This is a genomic window from Olsenella sp. An270 (genome assembly GCF_002159735.1).
Taxonomy (GTDB): Bacteria; Actinomycetota; Coriobacteriia; order Coriobacteriales; family Atopobiaceae; genus Thermophilibacter.
In genome coordinates this window covers 156,127-182,145 of the sequence record NZ_NFJF01000005.1, presented here as the reverse complement: position 1 = coordinate 182,145, position 26,019 = coordinate 156,127, and the positions used below count along the sequence as shown (strand labels likewise).

25 protein-coding genes are annotated in these 26,019 nt (G+C 64.2%); 14 read left to right on the top strand and 11 right to left on the bottom strand.

The annotated features are described in order from the left end of the window. Nucleotides 1-1,299, bottom strand: coding sequence for a CapA family protein (locus tag B5F73_RS07165; protein ID WP_087227561.1), 1,299 nt, complete (start codon nucleotides 1,297-1,299; stop codon nucleotides 1-3). Between the two features lie 118 nt (nucleotides 1,300-1,417). Here B5F73_RS07165 and pepT point away from each other — a divergent pair, with 118 nt between their 5' ends. From pepT to B5F73_RS07120, 9 genes are all read left to right on the top strand, one after another. Then, complete coding sequence (pepT, locus tag B5F73_RS07160; RefSeq protein WP_087227560.1) at nucleotides 1,418-2,671, top strand: peptidase T; 1,254 nt, start codon at nucleotides 1,418-1,420, stop codon at nucleotides 2,669-2,671. Between the two features lie 3 nt (nucleotides 2,672-2,674). After that, complete coding sequence (locus tag B5F73_RS07155) at nucleotides 2,675-3,220, top strand: hypothetical protein (protein ID WP_087227559.1); 546 nt, start codon at nucleotides 2,675-2,677, stop codon at nucleotides 3,218-3,220. Then, nucleotides 3,217-4,068, top strand: a complete 852-nt coding sequence (locus B5F73_RS07150; RefSeq protein ID WP_087227558.1) for an HAD family hydrolase — start codon at nucleotides 3,217-3,219, stop codon at nucleotides 4,066-4,068. Before B5F73_RS07155 ends, B5F73_RS07150 begins: the two co-directional genes overlap by 4 nt. After that, the gene (locus tag B5F73_RS07145; RefSeq protein WP_087227557.1) at nucleotides 4,065-4,859 is read left to right on the top strand and encodes an HAD family hydrolase; all 795 of its coding nucleotides are present in this window, start codon (nucleotides 4,065-4,067) and stop codon (nucleotides 4,857-4,859) included. The genes B5F73_RS07150 and B5F73_RS07145 overlap by 4 nt, the downstream gene beginning before the upstream one ends. A 289-nt stretch (nucleotides 4,860-5,148) precedes the next feature. Continuing rightward, the gene (locus B5F73_RS07140; protein WP_087227556.1) at nucleotides 5,149-6,432 is read left to right on the top strand and encodes a hypothetical protein; all 1,284 of its coding nucleotides are present in this window, start codon (nucleotides 5,149-5,151) and stop codon (nucleotides 6,430-6,432) included. A gap of 415 nt (nucleotides 6,433-6,847) precedes the next feature. Beyond that, nucleotides 6,848-7,543 (top strand): copper homeostasis protein CutC, encoded by a 696-nt coding sequence (locus B5F73_RS07135; RefSeq protein WP_087227555.1) that lies wholly within the window; start codon nucleotides 6,848-6,850, stop codon nucleotides 7,541-7,543. Nucleotides 7,544-8,000: 457 nt separating this feature from the next. Next, a complete protein-coding gene (locus B5F73_RS07130) occupies nucleotides 8,001-9,260 on the top strand; it encodes a tyrosine-type recombinase/integrase (protein ID WP_087227554.1) in 1,260 nt (419 codons plus the stop codon). A gap of 555 nt (nucleotides 9,261-9,815) precedes the next feature. Further along, nucleotides 9,816-10,226 (top strand): plasmid mobilization relaxosome protein MobC, encoded by a 411-nt coding sequence (locus B5F73_RS07125; RefSeq protein WP_087227553.1) that lies wholly within the window; start codon nucleotides 9,816-9,818, stop codon nucleotides 10,224-10,226. A 19-nt stretch (nucleotides 10,227-10,245) separates the two neighbouring features. Next, on the top strand, nucleotides 10,246-10,551 hold the full coding sequence (locus B5F73_RS07120; RefSeq protein WP_087227552.1) for a hypothetical protein: 306 nt from the start codon (nucleotides 10,246-10,248) through the stop codon (nucleotides 10,549-10,551). A 39-nt stretch (nucleotides 10,552-10,590) separates the two neighbouring features. Here B5F73_RS07120 and B5F73_RS07115 read toward each other — a convergent pair whose 3' ends face one another. From B5F73_RS07115 to B5F73_RS07095, 6 genes are all read right to left on the bottom strand, one after another. Then, nucleotides 10,591-11,655 carry a hypothetical protein gene (locus B5F73_RS07115; RefSeq protein ID WP_087227551.1) on the bottom strand — a complete coding sequence of 355 codons (1,065 nt, stop codon included), beginning with the start codon at nucleotides 11,653-11,655 and terminating at the stop codon, nucleotides 10,591-10,593. A gap of 12 nt (nucleotides 11,656-11,667) precedes the next feature. Then, nucleotides 11,668-11,859, bottom strand: a complete 192-nt coding sequence (locus B5F73_RS07110; RefSeq protein WP_087227550.1) for a hypothetical protein — start codon at nucleotides 11,857-11,859, stop codon at nucleotides 11,668-11,670. A 6-nt stretch (nucleotides 11,860-11,865) separates the two neighbouring features. Next, on the bottom strand, nucleotides 11,866-12,006 hold the full coding sequence (locus tag B5F73_RS09405; RefSeq protein WP_158094781.1) for a hypothetical protein: 141 nt from the start codon (nucleotides 12,004-12,006) through the stop codon (nucleotides 11,866-11,868). 128 nt (nucleotides 12,007-12,134) lie between these two features. Continuing rightward, entirely contained in the window at nucleotides 12,135-12,890 is a 756-nt protein-coding gene (gene istB / locus B5F73_RS07105) for an IS21-like element helper ATPase IstB (protein WP_087227549.1), read from the bottom strand. Then, nucleotides 12,883-14,376, bottom strand: a complete 1,494-nt coding sequence (gene istA, locus B5F73_RS07100) for an IS21 family transposase (RefSeq protein ID WP_204206285.1) — start codon at nucleotides 14,374-14,376, stop codon at nucleotides 12,883-12,885. The genes istB and istA overlap by 8 nt, the downstream gene beginning before the upstream one ends. Before the next feature lie 147 nt (nucleotides 14,377-14,523). Beyond that, entirely contained in the window at nucleotides 14,524-14,742 is a 219-nt protein-coding gene (locus B5F73_RS07095) for a hypothetical protein (protein WP_087227547.1), read from the bottom strand. Between the two features lie 121 nt (nucleotides 14,743-14,863). Between B5F73_RS07095 and B5F73_RS07090 the strand changes: the two genes are divergently transcribed. After that, on the top strand, nucleotides 14,864-15,133 hold the full coding sequence (locus B5F73_RS07090; protein WP_087227546.1) for a helix-turn-helix transcriptional regulator: 270 nt from the start codon (nucleotides 14,864-14,866) through the stop codon (nucleotides 15,131-15,133). A gap of 672 nt (nucleotides 15,134-15,805) precedes the next feature. On the opposite strand, the gene B5F73_RS07085 is transcribed toward B5F73_RS07090, so the two are convergent. Together B5F73_RS07085 and B5F73_RS07080 are read right to left on the bottom strand one after the other, a co-directional pair. Next, entirely contained in the window at nucleotides 15,806-16,618 is an 813-nt protein-coding gene (locus B5F73_RS07085) for a TIGR02391 family protein (RefSeq protein ID WP_087227545.1), read from the bottom strand. 414 nt (nucleotides 16,619-17,032) lie between these two features. Then, nucleotides 17,033-17,248 (bottom strand): hypothetical protein, encoded by a 216-nt coding sequence (locus tag B5F73_RS07080; protein ID WP_087227544.1) that lies wholly within the window; start codon nucleotides 17,246-17,248, stop codon nucleotides 17,033-17,035. A gap of 128 nt (nucleotides 17,249-17,376) precedes the next feature. Here B5F73_RS07080 and B5F73_RS07075 point away from each other — a divergent pair, with 128 nt between their 5' ends. Further along, on the top strand, nucleotides 17,377-19,950 hold the full coding sequence (locus B5F73_RS07075; RefSeq protein WP_239379833.1) for an AAA family ATPase: 2,574 nt from the start codon (nucleotides 17,377-17,379) through the stop codon (nucleotides 19,948-19,950). Next, complete coding sequence (locus B5F73_RS07070; RefSeq protein WP_143803161.1) at nucleotides 19,947-20,270, top strand: hypothetical protein; 324 nt, start codon at nucleotides 19,947-19,949, stop codon at nucleotides 20,268-20,270. The genes B5F73_RS07075 and B5F73_RS07070 overlap by 4 nt, the downstream gene beginning before the upstream one ends. A gap of 177 nt (nucleotides 20,271-20,447) precedes the next feature. Here B5F73_RS07070 and B5F73_RS07065 read toward each other — a convergent pair whose 3' ends face one another. After that, nucleotides 20,448-21,644, bottom strand: coding sequence for a hypothetical protein (locus tag B5F73_RS07065; RefSeq protein WP_087227541.1), 1,197 nt, complete (start codon nucleotides 21,642-21,644; stop codon nucleotides 20,448-20,450). 27 nt (nucleotides 21,645-21,671) lie between these two features. Then, nucleotides 21,672-21,875 carry a helix-turn-helix domain-containing protein gene (locus B5F73_RS07060; protein WP_087227540.1) on the bottom strand — a complete coding sequence of 68 codons (204 nt, stop codon included), beginning with the start codon at nucleotides 21,873-21,875 and terminating at the stop codon, nucleotides 21,672-21,674. Between the two features lie 285 nt (nucleotides 21,876-22,160). On the opposite strand from B5F73_RS07060, the gene B5F73_RS07055 reads away from it, so the two are divergent. Both B5F73_RS07055 and B5F73_RS07050 read left to right on the top strand, forming a co-directional pair. Beyond that, nucleotides 22,161-23,222, top strand: a complete 1,062-nt coding sequence (locus B5F73_RS07055; protein WP_143803160.1) for a hypothetical protein — start codon at nucleotides 22,161-22,163, stop codon at nucleotides 23,220-23,222. Continuing rightward, nucleotides 23,222-26,014, top strand: coding sequence for a DNA methyltransferase (locus tag B5F73_RS07050; RefSeq protein WP_087227538.1), 2,793 nt, complete (start codon nucleotides 23,222-23,224; stop codon nucleotides 26,012-26,014). The genes B5F73_RS07055 and B5F73_RS07050 overlap by 1 nt, the downstream gene beginning before the upstream one ends. The last annotated feature ends 5 nt before the right edge of the window (nucleotides 26,015-26,019 follow it).

Here is a 26,019-nt window from a genome sequence, read left to right as displayed (position 1 = left end):
CTACGCGTCGATCTTGAACTCGTCGCCGAGGGAGTTGACCACCTGCTCGCTCGTGTCGCGCAGCCAGGTGAGGGGGTCGTCCAGCCCCGAGAACACGGGGTTGGCGGCCGCCAGCTCACCGGTGTAGTCCTTGAGGGGGTAGACGGCGAAGGTGCTGCCGTCGGTGTGCATCACGAGCGGCGTCCAGACGACGTTCTCGACGCTCACCTCGCCGTCCTCCTCCTCGCGCACGAAGTCGCAGCTCAGCATCCCCTCGAGCTGGTTCTTGGGGCTGGGGGCGTCGTGGTTGACCACAAAGTTGCCGAGCGAGTAGGCCACGAGCGTACGGTTGCCCTCCTCGCCCTCGAGCCACGTCATGGGACCGATGACGTGCGGGTGCGATCCCAGCACCACGTCCACACCGAGGTCGGCGAGGTACTGCGCGTACTCGAGCTGGGTCTCGTCGGCCTCCATGAGGTTCTCGGTGCCCCAGTGCATGGCAACGAGCACGACGTCGGCGAGCTCCTGGGCGCGCTCCACGTCGTCTGCGATGCGCTCCTTGTCGATGAAATTCACGGCGTAGTCGGGCAGGTCCGCCTGGTCGTAGCCGTTCACGCCGTAGGTGTAGTCGAGCAGGGCAAACGTGATGCCGCTGCGCTCTATGGTGGCGATCTCCGCAGCCTCCTCCTCGTTCGACGCCGTGCCGGTGAAGACGACGGGCTGGTCGTTCCAGACCTCGCGCGAGTGGTCGTTGGCGCCGAAGTAGCCCCAGTCGTAGGAGTGGTTCGACGCGGAGGCCACGAGGTCAAAGCCCGTGTCCACGATGGCGTCGGCCATCTGGTCGGTGGTGTTGAACGACGGGTAGCCCCGAGGCCCGATGTCATCGCCGCCCAGGTGCGTCTCCTGCTTCACGTAGGCTAGGTCGGCCGCCTGCACGATGTCTCGGACGGGTTCGTAGACGGGCCGGTAGTCGTAGTCGCCGTCGCCCACCTCGCCCGCCTGCGCGTCGGCGTAGGCGGCGATGCCGATCTCCGGCAGGTTGTCGCCCACGGCGACGAAGTGGACGGTCGCGGGGCCCGCGGGCTCCGGGGTCGTCTCGGGCGCCGGCGTGAGCGCCGCCCGGATGCCGAGCACGCACCCCACCACAAAGAGGGCGGCGAGCACGATAACGACGGGGAAGAGCCGCGTCTTTGCTTGGCGCGCGCGGGCTGGTCGGGCGGCCGGGCGACCTGCGGGCTGGCTCGGCGCCGCGGGCTCGATGCGGGTCCCGCGGCGGTGCGGCTGTTTCCTCTGCCTGCGCTCCCGGTAGCTCTCGGACATGGCGTGCCTCCTTCGTCGCCCACCATTGTAGACCCCGGCACACCGTACCGGCGGCTGACACGCGCCGCCGTGCCCTGCGTTAGACTAGCAGGCGAGAAAAACCGTCGAAGGAGGCACCATGTCCGACGTCCTCGAGCGCTTCATGCGCTACGTGCAGGTGGACTCGCAGTCCGACCCCAACAACATGGACGAGACCCCGTCCACGCCCCGTCAGCACGAGATGGCGCGCTTCCTTGGCGATGAGCTGCGCGAGATCGGCTGCGAGGACGTGGCCGTGGACGAGCACGCCTACGTGACCGCGACGCTGCCCGCATCCGCCGGGGCAGAGGGGTGCCCGGCGCTTCTGCTCTGCGCCCACATCGACTCTTCGCCCGACGCGCCCGCCTCGGGCGTCCGCCCGCACGTGGTGCGCTACGAGGGCGGCCCGCTCGTCTCCGGCGTGGTGGACGGCGTGCCGGTCCAGACCACGACCGAGCAGGTGCCCGACCTCGCCCAGTTCGTCGGGCAGGACATCGTCTGCACCGACGGCACCACGCTCCTCTCGGCCGACGACAAGGCCGGCGTGGCCGAGATCTGCGCGCTTCTCGCCCGCCTCGTTTCCAACCCCGACCTGCCGCATCCCACCATCAAGGTGGCCTTTGTCCCCGACGAGGAGATCGGCCACGGCGCCGAGCTGCTCGACCTCGAGGCGCTTGGCGCCCGCTGGGGCTACACCGTGGACGGCGAGGCCCTCGGCGAGTTCAACTACGAGTGCTTCTCGGCCTGCGAGGCCACCGTGCGCGTGCGCGGCGTGATGGTGCACCCGGGCGCCGCCAAGGACGTCATGGTCAACGCCATCACCGTGGCATCCGAGTTCCAGCAGCTCGTCCCCGCCTCCGAGCGCCCGGAGCACACCGAGGGCCGCGAGGGCTTCTACCACCCGACCGACATCGAGGGCACGGCCGACGCGCTCACCCTCTCCTACATCCTGCGCGACTTCGACGCCGACGGCTTCGAGGGGCGCAAGAAGACCTTCCGGGCCATCGCCGCGTTCCTGAACGACCGCTACGGCGAGGGCACGGTCGAGGTGTCCTTCCGCGAGCAGTACCGCAACATGGCCGAGAAGTTCGGGGAGGCCGAGAGGTGCCTCGTTGACTTTGCGCTGGAGGCCAACCGCGAGGTCGGCATCGAGCCGGTGCTCGTGCCCGCGCGCGGCGGCACCGACGGCGCCCAGCTCACCTTCCGCGGGCTGCCCTGCCCCAACATCGCCACGGGCGGCTACAACGCCCACTCCGTGCGCGAGTTCGTGCCCGTGCGCAACCTCGAGCTCACGGTCGACCTCCTCGAGCGCCTCGTCGCCAAGTTCGCCCAGACGCCGGGCGGGGAGGCGTAGCCCGTGGACGTGCTGCTCGTCGTCGTGGCTCTGGCCGTGCCGGTCATCGCCCTCGTGTTCGAGCACGTGGGCAACGTCCGCATCACGGAGCGCCACCACAGCCATCACGACACCTACGTCGTCTCGGCGGAGTTCACGCGCTCGATCGTGCTCGCCATGGCGTTCATGGCGGCGCTGGGCCTGCTCATCGCCTGGCTCTGCGAGCAGGACGTGTTTGGCGCCGACGAGGGGACGGTGCTGACCTTCTTCGACGCGTTCCTCGTCACGTCGTTCCTGCTGTGGGCGGCCATCTGCCGATATCGCGTCTCCACCTTCGGCGACTGCATGGCGGTCACGCCGCTCGTGGGGCCCAAGGTGTGGGTCCGCTACGACCGGATTGACCGCCTCGAGTGGTCGGGGCTGCGCGCCGGGACGGGCTTTCGCAACCTCGTCGTCTGGGTGGACGGCCGCCGCGCGGTCACGCTGCTGGGCATCGTCGACGTGGAGCAGATCCTCATGAGCATCGACCGCTTTGACCTGCTGCCCACGAGCGGGAGGAGGCACGCGTGATCAGGCTCGTCCTGTCCGACATGGACAACACCCTCATCCCCTTTGGCGCGGACCACGTCTCCGACCGCACCGCCCGCGCCATCCACGAGCTGCTCGACGCCGGCGTGCCCTTTGGCCCCGCCACCGGCCGCGACTACGTCGAGCTCATGCGCTTCTTCCGGGGCGACGAGGCGTGCTTCATGACGGGCATCCTCTCCAACGGCAAGCGCGTGCGTGCCGAGGGGCGCTACGTGCGCACGGTCCTTCTCGGCCACGACGAGCTCGTGCGCATCGACGAGGCGCTGCGCGGCGAGAGGGGCATGTTCCTCGTGTGCTACCCCAACGAGACGGACGCCTCCAATCCTGCCTACTGCGTGCGCGCCACCAAGGAGGAGTCGGCTCCCTTCGAGCGGCGCTCGGCCTTCACGGGCATCTGCGTCGACGCCGTGCCCGACGAGGACATGATCGCGGCGACGATCGCCTGCCCCGGACCGCCGGAGCGCATGGACCGCTGCCGCGCGCTCGTCGCCGAGGCGGTCCCCGAGGTGATGATCGTCTCGCCGTTCGCCGAGTGGTTTGACGTGCTGCCGGCGGGCGTCTCGAAGGCCGACGGCCTCGAGGTCCTGCTGGAGGCGCTGGGCGTGGGGCTCGACGAGGTCGTGGTCTTCGGCGACGCCGAGAACGACCTGGCCGTCATGCGGAAGGTCCCGCACTCCGTGGCCGTGGCCAACGCCACCGACGAGGTGCTCCGCGCCGCGCGGCATCGCGTGGGCGCGTGCGCGGACGAGGGTGTGGCCGACGCGCTGCTGGAGGTCGCCCGGGCGACGAGGGCGGGCGAGCTGCCCGCGTTCCTGAAGGAGGAGTCGTGATTAAGCTCATCGCGTCAGACATGGATGGCACCCTGCTCGACGAGGACGCCCAGGTCCCCGAGGAGACCTTCGAGCTGATCCACCGGCTCGCCGAGCGGGGCGTGCGCTTCGTGGCCAGCTCCGGCCGTCGCTACGACACGCTTCGCTGGTTCTTCGAGCCCGTCGCCGACGAGATGGACTACGTGGCCTCGCTCGGCACGCAGGTCTACGCCGATGGCCGGCTGCTCGACCGCGAGGTCTTCTCCACGCTCTCCGTGATGCGCCTCTTCGAGACGTGCCAGATGTTCGACTGTCTGCACCTCGCGCTCTATGACGCCGGCCACGCCTTCCTGCTCAACGACCAGAGCGCCTACGTGCGCGAGCTGGACAAGGACCTGCCCGACGCCATCTGCGTCTTTGACCCGCCGTCGCCCGACGTGAGCATCATCAAGGCGTCCATCTGCTGCGACCGCCCCGAGCAGATCATGGACATGGCCTACGTCTTGGAGCGCGAGCTCTCCGAGTGGTTCACCTTCCTGCCGAGCGGCTCGCGCTGGATCGACGTGACGCCGCGCCATGTGAGCAAGGCCACGGGGCTCGAGCAGGTCATGCGCTACTGGGGAATCCAGCCGGACGAGGTCATGGCCTTCGGTGACTCGATGAACGACTACGCGATGCTGCGCTACGTGGGCCACCCCTGCGTGATGGCCAACGCGCGTTACGCCGTGAAGCAGGTGGCCCAGCGCGTGATCGGTTCCAACGCGGAGCACGCGGTCCAGGCCACGATGCGCGAGCTGCTGGAGAGCCTGTAGGGCGTCCAGGAATTGCCGCCCTTGTCCTAGGGACTTCTAGGAATCGCCGCCCTTGTCCGGCGAGAAGGACCTGCGGCCGGACAACCTCCCGGATTCCCGGAGTTCTTCTCGCCAATGTCGCCGAATCCTAGAACGGGGCGGTACAACGTCCCGAGTTCCTGGATCGCTCTCGGACAAGGGCCTCAACTTCTAGAACGCCTGGCGACAAGGACGAGGATTCCTAGAAGCGCCCGCGGCGCGAGTCCCGTACACTCGACGAAAGGGGAGCGACTCGTCGGCGGGAGGTGCCATGGGCGATGACGCGGCCCGCGCGAGCGGGATCATCACGTCGATGCGGAAGTCGGGGCGCCTGGACGAGGCGCTCGGGCTCGCGCGCCGCGAGCATGCGCGCCACCCGGGGGACGAGCGCGTCTCCCGCGCCCTCTCGTGGGTCCTCTGCGACCTCGTGCGCCGTGACGGCGCGTCCCCGCGCCTGGCCGAGCACCTGCGCGGCATCGCCGAGCTCCGTCTGCCGGATGACGGCAACGAGGTGCTCTACAAGAACCTCCTGCGCCGCCTGACCGACCTCGCGTGGGACCTGCGCCGCGCCCATGACGAGCGGGGGCTCCGCGCGCTGCTCGACTCCCTGCGCTCCGCGACGGTCGTGGTCCCGGACGCCGAGTGGCTCGCGGGCGGCCGCTCCCGCTCGGACGGCGAGCGGGTCCTGATCTCCACGTCGGAGGCGGGACCGCTGCTGCGTCCGCTCTTCTCGGCCTTCTCCGGGTCCCCCGAGGAGCTCGAGTCCCTGGTGTCCTGGTCCGGCCCGGAGCCCTTCGTGATGGCGGAGGACCTGCGCCACGGCACCTGGGAGGCGCCGGACGAGGAGGGGGAGACCCCCGAGGCCCTGGACGACCTCCCGCGCACGCCGATCTACGTGGAGTGGGCGAGCCCGCGCCGCGGCGCCCTGGGCATCACGGCCTATCGGCGCTCCGCCGTGCGCGAGTTTGGCGCGCCGCAGGTGAGCATCGAGCGCAGCGTGGTGCACGACGCCCGCCTGGCGCGCGAGCTCAGGGCGCACGAGGTCTACGACGCCGTGCTCTCACCGGACGGGCGCTCCGTGTTGGGGACGCCGGAGGTCTGCGGGGACGAGGCGCTGCGCTCGGTCTTCGTGCGGCGCTTCGAGGGCCGCTTCGAGCGCGTGGGCGACTACGGCTTTGTGCGGCTGCCCGGTGGCACGGCCTCGACGGGCGACGTGCTGGTGCCGGCGCGGACCGTGGCGGAGCTGGGCATCGCCGATCTCTCGATGCTGAGCGGCGTCGCCGTCGCGTCGTATCGCGAGGATGAGGACGCGTGGGGCTTCGTGGCAGATTCGGTCGAGCACGTCGAGCCGCCGCGACCCGATGACGTGGAGCGGCGCGTGACGGGGACCGTGAGGGTCTCTCGCGGCGGGTCGGCCTTCGTGGGCGACTGCCTGGTGCCGGAACGCCTGATGGGGGAGCTCGGGCTGCGCGACGGACAGGAGGCCTCCGTGCGGGCACGCCTGCGCTGGGACCGTCGTCGTCGCACGTGGGACTGGATCGCCGTCTCTGCGTAGGAACGGGGCTGCGCGCACTGCTTCTAGGAATCTGCGTCCTTGTCATGAGGAGATCTAAGAATTCGGGACGTTGTCAGGTGACAGCCTAGAAAACGGCGACCTTGGCGAGAAAAACTCCGGGAATCCGAGGGGCTGTCCGGCCGCAGGTCCTTCTCGCCGGACAAGGGCGGCAATTCCTAGACGCTCCTGGGACAAGGGCCGCAATCCCTAGACGCCCTCAGGACAACCCCGGCGATTCCAAGAAAACGCCCCGCCGGCCAGCAGGGTCGACGGGGCGCCAGGGGGGCGTGGGTGCGCCGCTAGTCTATCGGCGCGCGGTAGAAGTTCCCGAAGAAGTTCTCGGTACGGCGCGTCATCTTGCCCCTGGGGGCGCTCGCTATCATGTTGTCAACGATTCCTGTCGAGGGGAGGCCTCATGGCGCTGCTGAGGGAGTTCTGTGCGGAGAACGTCGAGCGGGTGCCTGCCGCGCTCGCCGCGGGGGCGGGGAGGATCGAGCTCTGCGACAACCTCGCCGTGGGCGGCACCAGCCCGAGCTACGGCGTCATTCGCGCCGCCGTCGGCATCGTGCGCGAGGCCGGGACGGCCGTCATGGCCATGGCCCGCCCGCGCGGAGGCGACTTCGTCTACACGGCCGCGGAGGAGCAGATGATGCTCGACGACGTGGCCATGGCGCGCAGCCTGGGCGTGGACGGCGTCGTGTTTGGCTGCCTGACCGCCGACGCCGAGACGGGCGAGGCGGTCGTGGACCGCGAGATGACGGCGCGCCTCGTCGAGGCCGCGCACGGACCCGTGACCGACGAGTCGGGGACGGAGGTCCCGCCCGTGATGGTGACCTTCCACATGGCGTTCGACGAGCTCACCGAGGAGCGCCAGCGCGAGGCCATCGGCTTTCTCTCCGACCTGGGCGTGGAGCGCATCCTCACGCACGGCGGGGCCGCCGGCACGCCGATAGCCGACAACCTGGACCATCTGCGCCGCCTGATCGAGCACGCCGCGGGGCGCCTGACCATCCTGCCCGGCGGCGGCATCACCTTCGAGAACGCCGAGTCCGTCGCCGAGGCCCTCGGCGTGCAGGAGGTTCACGGCACCAAGATCGTGAAGCTGGGCTGAGGTTCTTCTCGCCCGCGAAAAGGGCTGTCCTGGGGCGCCCGGCGCCGAGTGTACGAGTTTTGGCTCGCTCGGCTCCGGGCGCTTCCTTGTCAACTGGGGAAACGTCGCCAAGAGGCGCCGTTTTCGACGGCTCCTGCGGGCTAACTCGTACACTCGGCGAGAAGGACGGGCCAGCGAGAAGGACGTGTCGCGCGCAAGAAAAAAGCCCGGAGGCCGCATGAACTCCGGGCTGACTCTGTATGGTCGCGGGGGCAGGATTTGAACCTACGACCTTCGGGTTATGAGAGGCCCATCCAGCCCAAACGCCTCCGGCACGCCCTGGCGGGGCGGGCACCGTTTGTCCCCCTGGGCAGGCAGAATCCGGCAGGGTCGGGCAGGGTCGTCGGCCGGCGTCCCGCCCCCGCTAACGTTGGTAGTACCGGTTTAGGACCCGTCTAGTACCAGCGGGAGGCAAGCGATGCGGAGGGCATACACCCAGGGCTTTGTGTCGAAGCACGGCGGCAAGTGGCGCGCGGTGGTCAACTGGCAGGGCGAGGACGGGAGGCAGCACCGGCTCACGAAGACCACCGGCGTCCGGTGCTACCCGGACAGGGTCGACGAGGCGACGGGCGAGGTCACCCCCGACAACCGGGGCAGGGCGAGCGCCGAGACGGCCCTCCGCCGGTGGAGGGACGAGCTGGTCGCGTCCGAGGAGGAGCGCTCGCGCCTGGAGGAGGCGTCGTGCGACACCACCTTCGCCGAGTACGCGGAGCTGTACGTCATGCGCAAGGAGCTCTCTCGGGCGGTCCGTCCGGTGACGATAAGGGGGTACCGCTCCCACATCTCCAAGATACGGGGAACCGAGATCGGCGACACGAGGCTGCGCGACGTCACCCCGAAGCTGATCGTCGCCTGGGAGCAGGGGATGGCCGCCGACGGCCTCAGCAGCACGACGCTCTCTCACATCCACGTGTTCGCCAAGCAGGTCTTCACGTACGCCTGCAAAATGGGGGACCTGACCCTCAACCCCTTCGATAGGGTCGACGCCCCCAGGCGAAGGGCGAAGCCCGTCAACGCCCTAAGCGCCCGAGAGGTCGCAAGGCTCAATCGGGCCCTCGTGGGATTTGGCCCGTCGCCCCTCGCGGTCGGAGTCCGCATCGCCCTGTCGACCGGAATGCGCCAGGGGGAGATATGCGCGTTGCGGTGGAGCGATGTCGACCTTGAGGGACGCAGCATCCGGATCAGCCACTCTCTTTCGCGCTCTGCCGGCAGGTACGTGCTTAGCTCCCCCAAGACGGAAAGCTCCCTGAGAAACGTGCCGTTTGGGGAGGGGCTCCTCCTGGTTCTTACGGAGCGCAAGCAAGCGATGATTGCGGACAGGGAGGAGTTTGGAATGGACTGGGATGACTCCCTGTTTGTGATCGGCTCGCCAATCAGCGGAACGTGGTACAGCCCGCAGGTCCTGGGTCACGAGTGGCATGCCCTGGCGAGGGCGGTGGGGCTCGTCGGGACGCAGGGGGTTCCGCCCCGCTTCCATGACCTGAGGCACACCTTCGCGACCTTGGCGATCTCCTCTACATCGGGGAACCTGGACGTGAAGACTGTGAGCTCCGTTCTCGGCCACAGCAATGCGGCCATGACGCTCAACGTGTACGCGGATGCCCTTGCTGACAGCAAGCGAGAAGGCATGGAGGCTATGGACCGAATCATGCTGGGCAATGGTGACGAGTCTGCATAGCCACGAGCAGACGTCTTGCTGTAAGCCTTGCGAGGCAAGTCGTCTCTCGTGGACACCGTCAGGGCATTTTCCAAAAAAGCCCGCGCTTGCATCGCGGTCGCGTCGGGCGCTCATTGCGTCATGCTCACGATCGGACTCGTGCTCGACTGCGGCGGCCTTTGCGGTGTGTGTCGCAATCACCATGCTCCTCTGTAGCGAGCGGCCTAACTTGTGGCGGGGGACCGGGCCTGTGTGTCCCTTTGCCCGGTGGCGTCACCGGGCAAAGGGACACACAGGCCCTCTCGCATCGGGCGAGCCGCTGCTCACGTTGCAAGATGTAGGAAGCGGGTACCCAATTCGCCCCTCTGCGGCGGCTGGGTACCCACTTCCATCTTGCGACTCGCGCGTTTCGGGGTCGCGCGTCCGGAGCCCCCCGTTCTTCGCGCGCCCGGTTTTTGCGGTCTGGGGGGCGCCGCCCCGCCGGGGGGGCGTCCCCTCATCTCGCAAGTCGCGCAAGGCCGGACCGGCGGCGTCGCCGTTCACGAAAAGCGAAAAATGAAAAACGGGAGGTTCGAGATGAGCGAGAGCAGGATCCGGAACAAGCAAATCAAGGTGTACGTCACGGAGAGGGAGCGGGAGGAGCTCAGGCGGAAGGCGCGGAAATGCGGAATTCGCGTCAGCGACCTCGTCCGTGACGCCCTCATCTACTCCGACGATTTGAAAGTCGTCGTGATCGACTTCAAGCGCCTGCACCGCGCGTGGCTCGAGGTTCACAGGCAGGGGGTCAACCTGAACCAGATCGCCCGCGCACTGAACTCTCGCGGGGCGGAGGGCTACGACCGAAGGGCGCTGGACCGGGCCCTCGAGCTTCAGCGCGACGCGACCCTCAGGATGATGTCCGCGCTCATCTCGCTCAGGGACGAGGCGGGGCGGCATCATGTCGTCATAGACGTCGAGCCGCTCGACCCGGGCGACATCGAAGGGTAGGGGAGCGGGGAGGGACGTTATGCGAGCAGATGCTGAGACGTTGCGGCCCGGTGTCGCCGCCGCCGACTGCACGATGGGTGCGTTTTGCGACTACAGCGCGGGCGCTCCCGCCGGGGCGCTGGGCGAGGAGGTACGCGTGGCGCCGGTTCGGGCGAGCCCCTCGCGCGCGACCGAGCTGCGGGAGGTCGGCGGCCCGCGCCGCTGGGTGCCGCTCGGCGAGCCCGAGGAGGACTGGTGGGCCGAGGTGGGCGCGTCTGGCGAGCGCCTCCCCGGGGAGTGGGAGTACGACAGGGCAGCCGGGTCCGTCGTGCGCTCGTGCGCGTGAGCGCCCCCGACGCCCCCCGGGCTCCGCGCGGGCGGCGTGCTACCTCGTCGCGCCGCAGCCGGGGCAGCGGTAGCCGGTGGTCACCGTCTCGTCCCACGCGGCGCTCACGAGGACCTGCTCGTCCCAGGCGGCGCTAGCGAGAACCTGCTCGTCCCACGCGGCCTGGACGACGACGGTCTTGATGCTGTAGGACCCACACCCGTTCAGGACGTTCGCCTTCATGTGGGCGTCGACGTTGCCGGTTATGTCCGCCCCGCAGTTGTTGCAGATGGTTCGGTCCTTAGTCACCGCGTCGTGGTGGACCGTCGTGTAGGCCGCGTCGTGATGCACGGTCGTGGTCTGCGCGACCCAGCTGTGGACATGCGCGGTCGGGGAGGACGACCCGGAGCCGCCGGAAGAGCCAGAACCGGAGCCGCCGGGGGTCAAGGAGGAGCCGCCGGTCGAACCAGCAGAGCCGGTAGAGGAGCCGTTGCCGCCAGAGGACGCCGAGGCCGAGCCACCGGAGGGGGACGCAGCCCCGCCAGCAGAGGTCACGGAGCCGCCGTCCTGACCGGCCTGCACTTCGGGCTCTGCCTGGGAGGACTCCGCAGCCCCCGTGTCCGCCTCCACGGCGCCCTCGGCGTCCGCGCCGTCATCCGCGACGGCCGCGCCCGGCGCCCCCTCCGCCTCGCCGCCGGATGGGTCGCCGCCCGGCGAGAGGGAGAGCGCGACGCCGCCGCAGGCCACCGCGAGCGCGAGGGCGCACCCCGCGCATATGGCCGCCACGGCCCCGCGCCCCGGGCGCCTCGCCGCGAACGGGTCCCGCGGCATGTCGAGGACGGCCCTGCCGACGTCCTCGCGCCCGCAGCGCTCGGAGAACGCCTCGCGGGTCGGGGCGTCGCCGCCCTCCTCGTAGGCGTCGTAGAGCGCGTCGATGACGGGCGTCACGACGTCCGCGACGTCCCCGTCCGACAGCGAGGCGGAGACGGCGCCCGCCTCGCGCGCCCTTGCGACGGCGGCGAGGACGTCCCTCCGCGCCCTGTCCTTCGGGCGTGTCGTGGCCCTGGCCGCCCTGGTTCCCGCCCCGCCCGTGGCCCTGGCCTTGCTAGCCTTGCGCTCGCTCATGTCCGCAACCCCCTATCGCCCCTCCCTCGCCGGGCGCCCCGCCCGGGCCGCGAGGGACCTGATCGCGTACGCGATGAGGACGAGGGCCGGGTAGAGCAGGACCGCCATGCACAGCAGGTCGACCGGCGCGCTGCCGATGCCCGTGGTCTGCCTGAAGGTCGCGGCGAGGAGGAACGGGAGCACGGGGGCGGCGACGTACTTCATGACGAGCTACAGCAGCCGCGCCGTGGTGGCCAGGGCCACGAACAGCGGGCCGCCCCACACCACGAGGCGTCCCCCCTCCCTTCCCCCGTCCCAGAGGCCGAGCCTGTAGCTGACGAGGTAGACGAGGTGGTACCAGAGGACCGCCATGTCCCAGAGCAGGAGGAAGCCCCCGGCCGGGCCGAGTGTGTTTGGTCAAGTCCGTCTTTCTGAAATGATCACGGAAAACTTTCGGGTTTGGGCACGCAACTTTTTCGGGTTCGGTCACGGGCGCGCCGCTAGCTTCCCGACTTGCCCAGCATGAGCGACTCCTCGAGACGGTGGCTTGGGCCGCCGAACTCGACGAGCCTGCCGTGGTGGACGACGCGGTCCACGATCGCGGCGGCGAGCTTGTCGTCCGCGAAGACCGTGCCCCACCGGCTGAACTCGACGTTCGTGGTGAACACTATGCTCCTCCTTTCGTAAGAGTCGGATATGACCTGGTAGAGCAGGCGCGCGCCGTCGACGTCGAAGGGGACGTAGCCGAACTCGTCGAGGATCACGAGCTCGGCCCTGCCGACGTCCGCCAGCAGCCTGTCGAGCGTCCCCTCGCGCTTCGCCTTGCCGAGCTGCAGCACCAGCGTCGCCGTCTGGAAGAAGCGCACGGGCACCCCGCGCCGGGTCGCCTCGATGCCGAGGGCCGTCGCCACGTGCGTCTTGCCGCGGCCGGTCGGGCCGTGGAGGACGAGGTCCTCGGCGCGCTCCACGAAGTCGAGCGAGAGCATCTCGTCTCGGCCCCAGCCCTCGGGAAAGCGCACGTTGGACCAGTCGAACCCCTCCACGGCCTTGGGCACGGGGAAGCGGGCCTGGCGCAGCAGCCGGGCGCGCTTCGACCGCTCGCGGGACTCGAGCTCGCGCGCGAGCATCCCCGAGCACGCGGCGAGCTGGCCCGGGGTCGCCGTCTCGAGGAACCACGCTATCGTCGCCTTCGATATGAACAGCGACCTGGCGCGCGAGGAGAACTCCTCGCGCTCGGCGTCCGGGATCCTAGGCACTGGCGGCGCCCCCCTCCAGCAGCTCGAAGGCCCGGTCGTACCCCGCGAGGTCGACCGGCTCGTCGTACTCGACGAGCGCGTCGCCGGCGGCCGCCCTGGCGGCGGCGAGCTCCAGGGTGGCGGCGTCGACGCCGCCCGTGGCCCCGAGCGACCTCAGCGCGCCCTCCACGGTCGCCGCCCAGCCCCGCCTGGCGCTCACGTCGCGCAGCGCCCTGAGGTCGGCTCCGAGGTCGGCGGGCGACTCCGAGTCGAGGAACGCCACGAGCTGCTCGGGCAGGGACCCCCGCACGACGCTGTCGCGCCAGCCGCCGGGGCGCACGCAGAGCAGCCTCAGCTGCAGCATTGGGTCGGCGGAGTCCGTCGGCGCGTCGCCCCACTCGCGCGGGTACTCGGCGACGACCTCGCCTCCGGCGCCGACGACCGTGACGTCGAAGGCGCCCATCGCGACGGCGACCTCGCGGGAGGCGTTGGCGGGCCCCGCCGAGTAGCGGTGCTCGCCGCCCGCCCTGAACGAGCCCTGCTTGTCGCACCTCCTGGTGAGCCACGTCACGCACGCGAACGGCGCCGCGGGCAGCGGCGAGAGCGCGGCGCGGTCGTCCCCGAAGAGCTCGGACTCGGGCGCTCCCTTGCGGTAGTGCGGCCTGCCGTCCGAGAGCGCCAGGCACGTCCCGAGCAGCCGCTCGTTGTAGGCCTTCACGTCCCAGACCTGCGGGACCGGGACGAAGAGGTTGCGCCTGAGCGTCCCGACCTTGTTCTCCACGGAGCCCTTCTCGTTGCCGGAGTGGGGGTTGGTGAAGCTGTAGTCGAGCCCGTAGTGCGCGGCGAACCGGCGGAAGAGCGCCGAGGTCCTCATCTCAGCGCCGACCCTGCGGCCGACCTCGGTGGCGTTGTCGAACACGGCCCGCAGCGGCACGCCCCCGAGGAACTCGAAGACGTCGCGGAGCCCCTGGCAGACGCACTCCGCGGTCTCGCCCCAGAAGACCTGCGCGAGCCCGACGTTTGAGTGCGGGAACGTGACCACGAGGAAGTGGCCGCGGGTGACGACGCCTCGCACGCGGAAGTCGGCCTGCCCGAAGTCGACCTGGCACTCGCCCGGGAGCCAGTCGAGCAGCAGGAACCCCTGCGCCTCGCGGGCGTCGAGCTCGGCGGCGAGCTCCTCGCGCCTCCTCCTCACGTACCTCCTGACGGTCGAGTACGAGCCCTCGAAGCCCTTCTCCGCGACGAGCCGGTCGAAGACCCTCTTCGCGGTGTGGCGCTGCTTGTACCAGCAGCGCCTGTCCTCGAGCAGCCACGAGTCGACCAGCGCCGCGAAGGGCTCGAGCAGGGGCGACTCGGGCGCCCTGCCGACCGCCGGCGGCCTCTCGGAGAGGTCGGTCTCCCTCAGGTACTTCCTCACCGTGGGCTCGGAGACCCCGGTGTCCCGGGCGATCGAGGCGACGCTCGCCCCGCCCCTCCCGAGCCTTCTGATATCGTCGATCTTGTCCACGCCGATCATTTCCTTCCCGGCCTCCCATCGTCGCAACCGTAGCAGCGACAACGTTAGGCCCCGTTGGGGATGGTCGGCGTGCCCATGCCCAAACCCGAAAGTTTTTCGTGACCATTCCCGAAAGCTCCGGGTGATCAAATCCGCAAGTCAGACGTTATCAAACACACCGAGCGCGCCCCACGAGGGGGCCGCCGCGCCGCCCGCGGCGGGGGGCTGGGCCAGGAGCAGGAGCAGCACGAGCGCGCCCGCCCAGGCCGCGGCCGTCGCCGCCGCGGCGAGGAACAGGACGAACCATGCCGGGCGCGCCCCGCCCGCGCCGAGCTTCCGCAGGAAGGTGCGCGGGATGTACCCCCTCGAAGCGCCCATGTGCGACCTCCTTGACGAGACCGTGTTCCTGCCCCCTAGTCTATCTCATATTGTCACTTATATAGGGGTGACTCATATAGGTCGAAGCCAAAACATTGGTGCTCGAGAGCGAGGGGTGCCGATGACTGAGCTTAACGCCCCCATGAGGGTGGGCCTGCGCATAAAGGAGCTGAGGGGGGAGCTGGGCGTGAGCCAGGAGTCCTTCGCCTACTCCATCGAGATGTCGCGCACCTACCTCGCGGAGGTCGAGGTCGGCAGGCGGAACGTCTCCATCGAGAACGTCGACCGCATCGCGCGCGGCCTCGGGGTCTCGCTCAGGGAGTTCTTCGACTCGGAGCTGTTTGGCGGGAAGCCTCTGCAGTCATCCGAGGCTGACGGAGCGGCCCTCTAGTAGATTTGCCGTCACGCTGTCATGGGAAGCAATCTGTTTGTCACTGACGGAGGGGGGTGTTGTCATCAAGCTTCCGGGCAAAGACGTCGTTGCGAGGGCTTTCTGAGGGGGAGGGGTGCAGAGCCATCCTCTTTTGAAAAGCATGAGATGTTACCTATCGTTCCCCTGCCCTCATCCGGCCACGGCGGCCCCGTCAACGGCGCTATGGGCTCCGCTTCGATTGGCCGGTCCCTGTCGCGCGCATCGACCTCTACGAGATTGAGAGGAACGTCGTGAGACCCGCCCCTCGCGATTCCAGCGGCGGCGGCACTCCCTTTGTTTAACGCGGCCGGGAATCGTTTCGGCTGCCGTCCTCCCCGGGGATTGCGGGCGCCGTGTGGGACAAGGCCCATGCCCTCGCCTTGAGGTGCGAGGCTGTTGAGGCGTTCCTCGGCCTGCATGGTGTTCGGCATCTGGGCCGATGGCATTTCTTACCGGGCTGGGTGACGACGATCATTTCTTCCCGTGAGGTGGGCCACCGTTGAGCCTGTGCCTGTCACACATATGCTGGCCCCATTCTTCTTCGAAGATGCCCCTCCACGCAGCGTGGCCGAGAAGAAATGCCCGCACGCTGTCTGCGCAGACAACGTGCGAGGGTTATCGATGGAGGGACTCCTGTGATGCGAAGGCGCTCTAGGAGGGTCGCGGCACAACGGAGCAGCTGTCGAGCAGCTTGTGAAGATAGGAGATCAGGTTGAGGACCTCGACGGCGTCCGTTTCGTTGACGTCCCAATGGATTCTAAGCTGGTGTGCCGTCGGGTTGCGAACCAGGTGTATCGCGCCGTTGAGCAGCTCCCTGAGGCCATTCTGCTGGTTGCGTTCAGATTCGGTCCGCAGGGTGGTCAGGGCGATGTAGGGATCCTTGACGCTCAGCGCCGCGTCAAACAGCCTCGTTCCGTCGAGGCTTAGCCCGGACATTTCTCTCACTCGGTCGCAGAGGCCCTTGGCAGCCTCATGGACGGCATGGAAGTAGTCGTCAACGAGGAGCTCCTTTTGGCAGCACTTCATGACCTCGGGATGAGCGCCGGCCCCAACGAGTGCGTTTCTGAGACTTCTGGTTCGGCGCTCAACCTCATCTAGCGTCTCTGCCACCTGAACCTTATGGAGCTTTCCGTCGTCACGCACCTCGATACCGGAGAGCATGAGGACCCGATTCACCTCGTCCATCATCCACCTGTATCGCGCGCCGTCGTTGATGCCCCGGGCGGGGTTGAAGCAATAAATAATAAGGCCATACACGGCATTGGCATTTCCGGCGCCGTCCGTCCTGCTGGCGAGCGCATTGTACAGCCTCTTCCATTTCGTGTTGGCCGGATCCACGTCTGCAATCCCTAGCTCGGCGAGCATTCTGCCGATCTCGGATCCGGTGAGGCCGTTGTGCGTATCGCCGATAACCCTGCAGATCTGCTCCGCCTGGGCCACGGTCAGTGCGGGTGCCTTGGACACAGCGCTTTCCTCTCTCGTCAGGTGCTGGGGGGCTGCGCCTCCTCCAGGAGATTATCCTAGCTGCCCGATGCCCTAATATCGTTTTCGCGGGTGATGGGGTGGTCTCTCGTGTTGTAACAGACGAGGGCGTTCTCCAGTGGGTAAGGGTGGCCGTGCTTGTCTGCCCTCGGGGGCATGTGCGTCAAGCATTCTGTTGTGCCAGGTTGACTGTGGCTACCGCTAGGACATAGTTGTCTCTAATGTAACTGAGGGAGATGGATGAAACCAGGGATTTCACTATGAGGAAGTTGCGGTAAGACAACCGCAAATGAGTGGACTATAGCTCCGCCACATCATGCGGGGAGTGCTGGTAACTTGGTGGCCCGGCTGGCTTCATACAAGAGGGCATCGTCCCTCGCAGAGTGATGGTAGATTTCAGAGGATATTTCGATTACGAAATAGCGAGCCGATGTCCCTTACTTTCCGTTGCGTGCGTCCAGTGTTGTCCTCATCAGCGGTAAGGACAATCAACGCGTCGCCCATACCGTCTACAGCTGTGCTTACGCCAACGCTCATCCGCTCCAATGTGCTCTGCGGCTCCTGTGCCGTGTCCCCGCTGGTCAGTTTTACCTTGTCTTGCATATCGCTCATGGCCCGCCCTTTCCGTATGGTGGGAAAAGCCGGCACTTATCAGGTGGATAACGGACTACTAGCTCGTTACAAGATGTGTTGCGCGTCAGCGTTTGTTGCGGTCAATGTTCCCCAATGAGAGAATTAATGTGACAAAGCGTTGCGTTCTGCTACAGAAGGTCGTGGTTGAAACGACGAAGAGGCTGTCTGCAGGCACATTCAAAAAATGTGACATGCACATTCACTCGAGTTCCTGCTACAGCAGGGACTACGAAAAGTCCGAGTTCTTTGACGCCTTGACAGGCGGTGACCTCGATGTGGTTGCCGTAACGGACCACAACAGCGTGGATGTCAAGCTGCTGTCGGAGCTGCAGGGCGTGCTGGCGAAAGAGAACAAAACGTTGATTGGCGGGGTTGAGCTAAACGTCAAGCTCCATCCCGACACAATAAAGCAATATAACCTAACGCTAGGAAAGGGTTCGAAAGGCGAGTACTTCCATGCCATAGTCTGGTTCTCGATGGAGGATGCAGGGGCAATGGCGCAGGTGGTCACCCACCTATTCGAGAAACGCCTGCTCGCCGAGAAGGGTGCACCCAGCGACGGCAAACCGGCCATTCAGCCGCAATCGCCGAAGTCTTTCTCTAAGATGACCGAGGGCAAGGCAATCTTCCTCGAAGAGTTCCAGAAAGAGGCCGCCGCAATACCTCATTTCTTCATTCCCCACGAGAACAAGGACAGAAGCCTGTCCTCCTACCTCCCGAACAACTGCCAGGCGAATCTCGACTACAAAGATCGTCTTTTCTACTACAGTCACGCCATGGCGGTTGAAGGCGGCTCTAAAAGCAGAAAAAGCATTTCGACTGGGATGGCTGAAGAGCTTGAGACTACGGTCGCGGCGCTATTTTTCAGCGACGCCAAGACGACTGAGGAGATCGGCTCTCGCTTCACATGGATAGACTTTGACGGCGACCTTGAATCGCTGCTGCTCGCTATCAGCGACCCCGAAAGCCGTATCAAGACGTCGGACGAATATCCGGAGCTGCCGCAGACAAATACTGGGTCTTTTCTGGAGTCAGTGTCCTTCAATACCTACGTTAGCGGCGCTGTGGACAACAGCCGTCCGATCACGCTCAATTTCTCGCCGGGCTATAACGGCATCGTAGGGTCAAGGGGTAGCGGGAAATCGATGCTTGCATGCCTCCTCGCAAATAAGGGAGTCGACACTTACTCGAGGTTCGTAGATGCGGACAGCGTGAAGTTCAAGATGCAGGACGGCGTTCCAACAAGCAATCGCCCTAAGTGCCTTTACCTCGGCCAAGGGGAGCTTGAGGAGATCTACAGGAGTGGGAAGTACGAGCAGATACCCTTTCTAGACGAGCACATTTCGCCATTGAAAGAGAAAGCGAGGAAAGGTTCAGAGGAAGCTGCGGATGAGCTGAAAACTTGGCTGAATCTTGGAGAGCGGCTGCTCAAGGCATTTTGCACGAAATATCCCAACGGTCCACTGCGTATCAACCACCTCGATGCTGCGGTACCTTCGGGCATCACGATAGAAGGGCCGTCGCTGCCCGCAAGGGATGCACCGCAGATAACAAAAGCCAAGAATTCGCTTAACGTCATAGATGACAAGCTCAGAGCCGCATCGGAAGCCATCGGTTCTATCAAGTTCAATGCTTCCTACCCCGAGGATAACACGCTATTTGAAGCACTTGAAGTGGAGACGCGCGCCATCCAAAATGACATGGAAGCAGTCATCAAGCGAATCGGACGATTCTCGGACGGATTGGGGAAAGTTGACCCATCTTGGTTTTCGCGTCGCGAAGAGCTCGTGTCCTTGTTCTCTGAGACATTGAATACGGCTAACAATGCGAGTGGCTCCACAACGCTCGCCCAATACCAGAAACAAACTAAAGATGCCACTGCATTCCTATACGACCTGCTCTCGCTCCGCATTTCATTGAAGCACGTAGATGAGGAAGCGCAAGCGGCATACGAGCGCATGCACAAGCCAATTGATCCGGTGCCGCTGCAGAACGGCGACGAACCAATCGAGATCTCCCTCTTTTACGAAGACGACTCGACGTACGATGACAAGCGCGCGAACCTGCTGGGAGCATCGTCCAGCAAGGACCTGCAGGCCTTGGCCGAAGCCTTCCTGCGCCAAGCGGACAGAAGACGCATGCACAAGCTATTCGATGGAAGGAAATTTATATCGTACTCTTCGAGGGATCTGGGGTCTCATTACGAGAAGTACTTCGAATTGGCCAAGACAACGATATGCGATGCGGGCAGCCTTAAAACCCAGATAAAGATCGCTGAGAAACCTATAGACGACATGTCGCCGGGGACGAAGGCGCAAGCACTGTTGAAGCTCTTTCTAAACGACAGCGTCGCATCTGGAAGATGGGCGTACGTCGTCATCGACCAACCGGAGGACAACCTCGATGTGGCGACTATCAAAGATTTTCTCGTCGACCGTCTGAAGCAGCTCAAACTTAATGTGCAGTTCTTCGTAGTCAGCCACTCAGCACCGGTCATAGTGAACGGGGACGCTCGCACCGTTATCGTCTGCAACAATGACAACAACGGCATTAGCTACGTTCCCGGCCCGCTGAACGAGAGTCCAATCAAGCAATCGATAGCCGATGTGCTGGACGGCGGAGAGCGGTATCTGAAGATGCGGTTGAACAAGTACAATTTCCAAGTGGGTGATCACTCATGATAACGTGTGGAAGCGACGGAAAGGTCATAGTGCAACTGGAGGAGGAATCCTTCGACCTATCCGCCTCCGATCAATACGCGGACCTTCTCCTTTGGCTGACATCGCCAGATGAGAGGGTCCAGATTGATGAGTCTGACTTTGAGGTCGACGAAACGCTAGATGGCAATAATAGGGCCAAGGCAGAAAGGTACTCTGATTTTATCTCTGCCTTCCTGAAGAGAAGAAAAGATAAACTCAGCGAGAGCCGGGCGCTTACGGCGGAGAAGCGAGAGGAATCAATCAAAGAGTTCATTGAATATCTGAGACAGGAAAGTGAGTAAACAGAGGCCCTACAGCCTCATATTGGTGGACGCTGGATGCTCTTCGTGGGGTAGCTCATGAGCCTATTGGGGACTTCACGCCGTCACCGTGCGCGGATGACAATCCCCACCAATCCCCATGGATTGAGGTGGCGCGCTGCCGCCAATCGGGGCCGATGAGCTTTCGGCTCAGTTTCATCAGGGCTCCCTGCCGTACTCGTCGACCATGCGACGGACGGCGTCAAAAGCTTCCTCTCTGGTCGCGGTAGGAGAGCATATAACAAACTCTAGCCCGGCCTTGAAGGGGTATGCCCAGTACGACTCCACCTTGCAAAGCCTGGTTGGATCAAGGGTCCTGGGCGGGGCCTTGCACCAGCTGCGGACGAGGCTGACATCCTCAAGGAACTTGAGCGGAAACCGCATTTGCTCGCTCTTGGGAGTCCTCGTCACGTAGGCCGCGGCCCCGTCGTAGAGGGCCCTCGGCGAATATCCCATGCCCGTAAGCCTATTGAAGGCCTCTCTCGTATCAGCCTCCCTCCTTCCGGGAGGGTACTGGAAGAGACGGGTTAGCCTGGAGAACCAGCCCTCGGGGTCTTCGGAGGAGTGAGCTATAAGGGAACTAGTGTTAAACGTGGTCGCTACGGGACCGTCTGACTCGGAAGAATCGACTACGGTTCCTTCGGCATTTGGGCGATAGCGGGCCCCGAAGTCGCTGGTGGCAGCCTCGTTAGCCGCATTAAGGTCCGGGCTTCGACCGGCAACCGTAGTGGGGTCGATGTCTACGGGGTCGACTACGGTCGAGGCGCTTTCGGCTACGGTTTCTTCGCCTGTGACAACGGTTGGGCGCGTTTGGGGCACGGTTGAATGGGGCTCTCGCGGCGCAACGGTACTCCGTTCCACGGGAGCGCAGGCCCTCGGACGAATGCCGCAGAGTTTCCAAGCCGAGGCGAGCTTCCGTGAATCGCTCTTGAAGTGGGAAGAGAGCAGGGGCCTCCCACCTCGCTCCTCGTACAGCAGCTTGTATGCCTCACGGTACGTTGCCGCGTCCGTGCTTTCGGTCTCGAAGCAAAGGACCCGCAGTACCTGTTGAACGGTTTTTGTGGATTTGGGGCTAAGTCCGATGGCGGTGGCCATCTGGCGATATGAGAAGGTGGCACGCTGCCTGCCGTCCGACAGGATGATGTCACTGGGCGTGAAGAGCGCGACCGCGTTGACGATCTTCTGGATTGTCCGATACGTTTTCCCTTTGATGCGCCCGCCCCCGAAAGCGTTGCCGAGTGAGACTGAGGCATCGAACAGCCAGTCGCTCATCTCGGGCGTGAGCACGGGCATGAAGGAGCCGGGCTCCTCCTCAATCTCCACGTCGTCAAGTATGCCCTGATAGTCGGATGGCATCGGAATAACCCAAATCGCACTTGTGCACTAGAGGGAGACGTCGAAGAAGGCGGCGAGCTTCTGGGGAGAAAAGTACCAAACCCCGCCGATCTTGCGCGCGGGAATGACTCCCTCGCGCGCGAACTCGAGGAGCCTGCGCTCGCTCATCCCGCACCACTTTGCCGCCTCGTGAGTCCTCCACGGCCGGATGCCCTTAGCGCCGCTTGACGTGCCCGACGTCTTTGCGTCCATCCTCGTCTCCTTCGAAAAGCATAGGGTTAATCCGCCTAAAGCCTGAACAAAATTGACTATATCAGTATTAGGGCAAACGAGTCAAGAAAATCAGGTATTCTTTGTGAGAAAGCTGTACGTTTATTCTTCATGCAGACGGGGGGCAGAATGGGCGGTCCGCAAAAAGGCCTCTACATTGCAAAGGACCAGAGGTCTGGGATGCACTCGTTTGTTCGAGTGGTGCCGAGTGCGGGCATGCCCGACTCTCCGTGCAACCCGTCAATCAACTCGGTGAATGATCTGCTCATGGCGAAGAACGTCGAGTCCTTGGCTGACGCAGCGGAGCAGCTGGGGCCCATGTTTCTCAGGGGCAATAGTCTCCGCTTGCGCACCTTGGATAGGGAAGACTTTCGCGCGCTCGTCAGCTCCCCTGACGATCTCTTGGCAGAGTGTTTCTTCGACCCCTACGCGAAGCGGTCGGATGATGACCCATGGGCGTTTGAGCGGTCTGGCAACGCTGCCCGTCTTGCCGTCTCGCGAGCGGTGGAGAATCGAGACTTCTGCTCGAAGTGCCCTGACGTCTCAAGCGGCGAGGGAAGGGCGCCCCTTATCGTTGAGCCTTTGCAGGACTGGGTACTTCTGAGGAACCTGCTTTCAGTCACTCTGAGAGTTGGCGCGCTTCTGAGAGAGGGGGCCAGGAGCTCTGACACCCTTCTCGAGGACGCCGGCTTCTCTAGAGTGGGGAGAAGGACCTTTAGCTCGAAACTGGTAATCGACTCGCCCGGTTATGCCATTCCCGTGATGTTCAATCCGTTTTTCCGACCTGGCAGCGTGACGGGAAACGACCTCGCTTATAACGCCGACGCAACGTGCCCCCTTTATGGGCGCATTGCCGAAGTCAGGATGGGGCTTTTTGGTGCGTCAATAGGAGTCTTGCGAGGCTGTAACGTTATTAAGTTTGCAACGGGGTCACAGGCGGAGGCCGCCCGTGGCTCTTTCAAGCCACGTAAAAACAGGCCGAAAGAGGCAAAGTGGATGTACCTCGTCATCGAGAATAGGGAGGGCGTTGGGCAGGGGGAGCTCGCGGACGTGCTCTTGAACGCTCTCGACTCTCAGCTCTACAGGCCCCACCTCTCGTACAGCGGCAAGATGATGGAGGAGGTCTCGGTTTGCTCCTATGACCTTCCTACCGCACTATGGGGGCTGGTTCGAGACCACCCCTCGCACTACCTGTCAACTTGCGAGAACTGCCAGAGGACCGTCTTCTCAACGAACCAAGGGCCTTCCCGAAGATTCTGTAGCGATGCCTGCCGAACCACATGGAAGAGACGACATGGGCTGTTGGGTAGCGGCATGGAGGAGGCGTGATGGAACGAACTGCTGAGGCCAAGGCATTTGTCGAGCGCTGGAAGGGCATTATCGCCGCCGTCCCCGAGGGGAAGAGCAACGAGCAACAGGATACCCAGAAGTTCTGGATTGACCTCTTGGAGAGCGTCCTCGGAGTTCCCTCTAACGAGATTGCTGGTTTCGTGGACTTCGAGCGAAAGGTGCGAGGTCGGCGCATAGACGTCTTCGTGAGCGACCACCACTTCCTCTGCGAGCAGAAGTCCGTTGGGGTTGACCTTGATGAGCCCGAGCTGAGGAACAAGACGTTCGTGACGCCCTTCCAGCAGGCCATGTGGTACGCCCAGAACCTGCCGTACTCCGAGCGCCCGCGCTGGGTCATGACGTGCAACTTCGAGACGTTCCGCCTCTACGACCTGGATGACGAGCGCCCTGAGGAGGGCTTCCAGGAGTTCTCCCTCGAGGAGCTCCCGGATCATGCGTACCTGCTGTCGTTCCTCACCTCCCAGGAGACGAGCCGCCTCCACAAGGAGCAGCAGCTCTCCGTCGAGGCGGGGACCTACGTGTCCAAGCTGTACGACGCGCTGGCGAAGCAGTATCACCACATCGATGAGGACGCCGAGGAGCAGAGGTCGCTCAACGTCCTCATCACTCGTGTCATCTTCATGCTCTACGCTGAGGACGCGGGGCTGCTCCAGTCCCACAGGGCGTTCGGAAAGTACTGCCAGGGGGATCCAAGGAAGCTCCGCGGAAAGCTCGCCGATCTTTTTGGAGTCGTCGACACGCCCTACGACCAAAGGGACGAGTATCTGGACGAGGATTTGGCCGCCTTCCCATACATCAACGGAGGGCTGTTCTCTGACTCGTCGATAGTTATCCCCCAGATGACCGAGGAGATTGCGGCGGTCATCGCCGAGGCCTCCGAGGGCTTCGACTGGAGGGAGATCTCGGGCGTCATCTTCGGGGCGGTCTTCGAGGGGACGCTCAACCCCGAGACCCGTCACGCGGGTGGCATGCACTACACGAGCGTCGAGAACATCGACAGGTGCCTCAGGCCACTCTTCCTTGATGACCTCTGGGCAGAGCTGCATGCTGCCGAGGGGGAGCGGAGCGAGGGAAAGCGCAAGCAGCTGCTCGGCCGGTTGCATGACAAGATCGCGAGCATCACCGTCGGAGATCCCGCCTGCGGCTCGGGGAACTTCCTCACGGAGGCCTACCGTCAGCTCAGGACCATCGAGAACCGCATCATCGAGGACGAGCTCGGCGACCAGACGGCCATCTTCGATTACCTGGAGAGTCCCGTCAGGGTGACCCTCGACCAGTTCTACGGCATTGAGATCAACGACTTCGCCGTCTCGGTCGCAAAGACCGCCCTCTGGATCACCGAGGAGCAGATGCTCCGAAAGACGCAGGAGATTCTCCCGCACTACGACTTTGATTTCCTGCCCCTGAGGAGCCTCTCGAATCTCGTAGAGGGGAATGCTCTCACAACGGACTGGGCTGAAGTGTTCCCAGAAGACCTTACCTACCTCGTGGGCAACCCGCCGTTCCTCGGGGCACGTAACCAGAGCAAGGAGCAAAAGGCCGAGCTGCTTACCGTGTTCAACGGCGCCAAGAATGCGGGAAACATCGACTATTGCGGCGCTTGGTACATGAAAGCGGCGAGGTTCACGGAGGGGAAGCGCACTCGCTGCGCGCTCGTCTCCACCAACTCCATCTGCCAGGGAGAGCAGGTTGCGAACCTCTGGAAACCGCTGCATGACATGGGACTCCACATCGACTTCGCGCACAACACTTTCCGATGGGACAACGAAGCAGCTGAAAAGGCCCACGTGTTCTGCATCATCATCGGCTTCTCTCGTGAAGACGTGAAGAAGCGCCTCTTTGTTCACGATGCTCCAGATTTGCCCGAACGCACTATTCTTCCATCGAATATTAATCCGTATCTTGTTGATGCTCCCGATGTGTTTGTTTGGAACCGATCCAGGCCATTGTGCGACGTTCCGAGAATGGTAATTGGATCGCAGCCTATTGATGGAGGTAATTACCTCTTTACGGATGAAGAAAAGAATGATTTTCTGAGATGTGAGCCTGGGGCAGCACGCTTCTTTCACCCTTGGATAGGGTCGAAGGAGTTTCTTCACGGGTATCGGCGCTGGTGTCTTTGGCTCGGTGATGCGTCTTTTGCCGAATTAAAAGAACTGCCCCTTTGTCGCGAGCGCATAAATGCCGTGCGTGAATACCGTCTATCAAGTAATCGGAAGCAAACTAAAAAAGCGGCGGAAACGCCCCAGAAGCTAGGGATGGAAGTCATCTCATCAGGAGCATCAGTCGTTATTCCACGTCATAGCTCCGAGAGGAGGAAGTATATTCCCCTCGGTTTTATTGGTAGTGATGACCGCTGCGGCGACGCGAATTTAATGATTCCTAATGCGACGCTATATCATTTCGGAGTGCTTCATTCACAGTTTCATAATGCATGGATGAGAACGGTGTGTGGTCGTCTAAAGAGTGACTATCGATACTCATCCGGTGTTGTATATAACAACTTTGTTTGGCCTGAGCCGACAGAGGCTCAGCGTGCTGAGATTGAGGGTTATGCGCAGGCTGTTCTTGATGCCCGCGCCGCGCAGCATGGCGTGACGCTTGCCGATTTGTACGATCCAGACAATGAGGCGTTCTTTCCTAAGCTGATTGCAGCACATCGTGAGCTCGATTTTGCCGTTGAACGTGCCTACGGAGTGACGTTTAGCGGTGATGAGGGGCGAATAGTTGGCCACCTCTTCAAGCTCTACGCCGAGAAGACAGAATCGTAGGGCAA

Excerpts from the sequence above, each read along its gene's own strand:
- B5F73_RS07055 (WP_143803160.1), top strand. The coding sequence starts at position 22,161 with ATGGCGAAGAACGTCGAGTCCTTGGCTGACGCAGCGGAGCAGCTGGGG.
- pepT (WP_087227560.1), top strand. The coding sequence starts at position 1,418 with ATGTCCGACGTCCTCGAGCGCTTCATGCGCTACGTGCAGGTGGACTCG.
- B5F73_RS07120 (WP_087227552.1), top strand. The coding sequence starts at position 10,246 with ATGCGAGCAGATGCTGAGACGTTGCGGCCCGGTGTCGCCGCCGCCGAC.
- B5F73_RS07070 (WP_143803161.1), top strand. The coding sequence starts at position 19,947 with ATGATAACGTGTGGAAGCGACGGAAAGGTCATAGTGCAACTGGAGGAG.
- B5F73_RS07125 (WP_087227553.1), top strand. The coding sequence starts at position 9,816 with ATGAGCGAGAGCAGGATCCGGAACAAGCAAATCAAGGTGTACGTCACG.
- B5F73_RS07065 (WP_087227541.1), bottom strand. The coding sequence starts at position 21,644 with ATGCCATCCGACTATCAGGGCATACTTGACGACGTGGAGATTGAGGAG.
- B5F73_RS07110 (WP_087227550.1), bottom strand. The coding sequence starts at position 11,859 with ATGAAGTACGTCGCCGCCCCCGTGCTCCCGTTCCTCCTCGCCGCGACC.
- B5F73_RS07050 (WP_087227538.1), top strand. The coding sequence starts at position 23,222 with ATGGAACGAACTGCTGAGGCCAAGGCATTTGTCGAGCGCTGGAAGGGC.
- B5F73_RS07090 (WP_087227546.1), top strand. The coding sequence starts at position 14,864 with ATGACTGAGCTTAACGCCCCCATGAGGGTGGGCCTGCGCATAAAGGAG.
- B5F73_RS07140 (WP_087227556.1), top strand. The coding sequence starts at position 5,149 with ATGGGCGATGACGCGGCCCGCGCGAGCGGGATCATCACGTCGATGCGG.
- B5F73_RS07135 (WP_087227555.1), top strand. The coding sequence starts at position 6,848 with ATGGCGCTGCTGAGGGAGTTCTGTGCGGAGAACGTCGAGCGGGTGCCT.
- B5F73_RS07165 (WP_087227561.1), bottom strand. The coding sequence starts at position 1,299 with ATGTCCGAGAGCTACCGGGAGCGCAGGCAGAGGAAACAGCCGCACCGC.
- B5F73_RS07130 (WP_087227554.1), top strand. The coding sequence starts at position 8,001 with ATGCGGAGGGCATACACCCAGGGCTTTGTGTCGAAGCACGGCGGCAAG.
- B5F73_RS07095 (WP_087227547.1), bottom strand. The coding sequence starts at position 14,742 with ATGGGCGCTTCGAGGGGGTACATCCCGCGCACCTTCCTGCGGAAGCTC.
- B5F73_RS07115 (WP_087227551.1), bottom strand. The coding sequence starts at position 11,655 with ATGAGCGAGCGCAAGGCTAGCAAGGCCAGGGCCACGGGCGGGGCGGGA.
- B5F73_RS07080 (WP_087227544.1), bottom strand. The coding sequence starts at position 17,248 with ATGAGCGATATGCAAGACAAGGTAAAACTGACCAGCGGGGACACGGCA.
- B5F73_RS09405 (WP_158094781.1), bottom strand. The coding sequence starts at position 12,006 with ATGGCGGTCCTCTGGTACCACCTCGTCTACCTCGTCAGCTACAGGCTC.
- B5F73_RS07060 (WP_087227540.1), bottom strand. The coding sequence starts at position 21,875 with ATGGACGCAAAGACGTCGGGCACGTCAAGCGGCGCTAAGGGCATCCGG.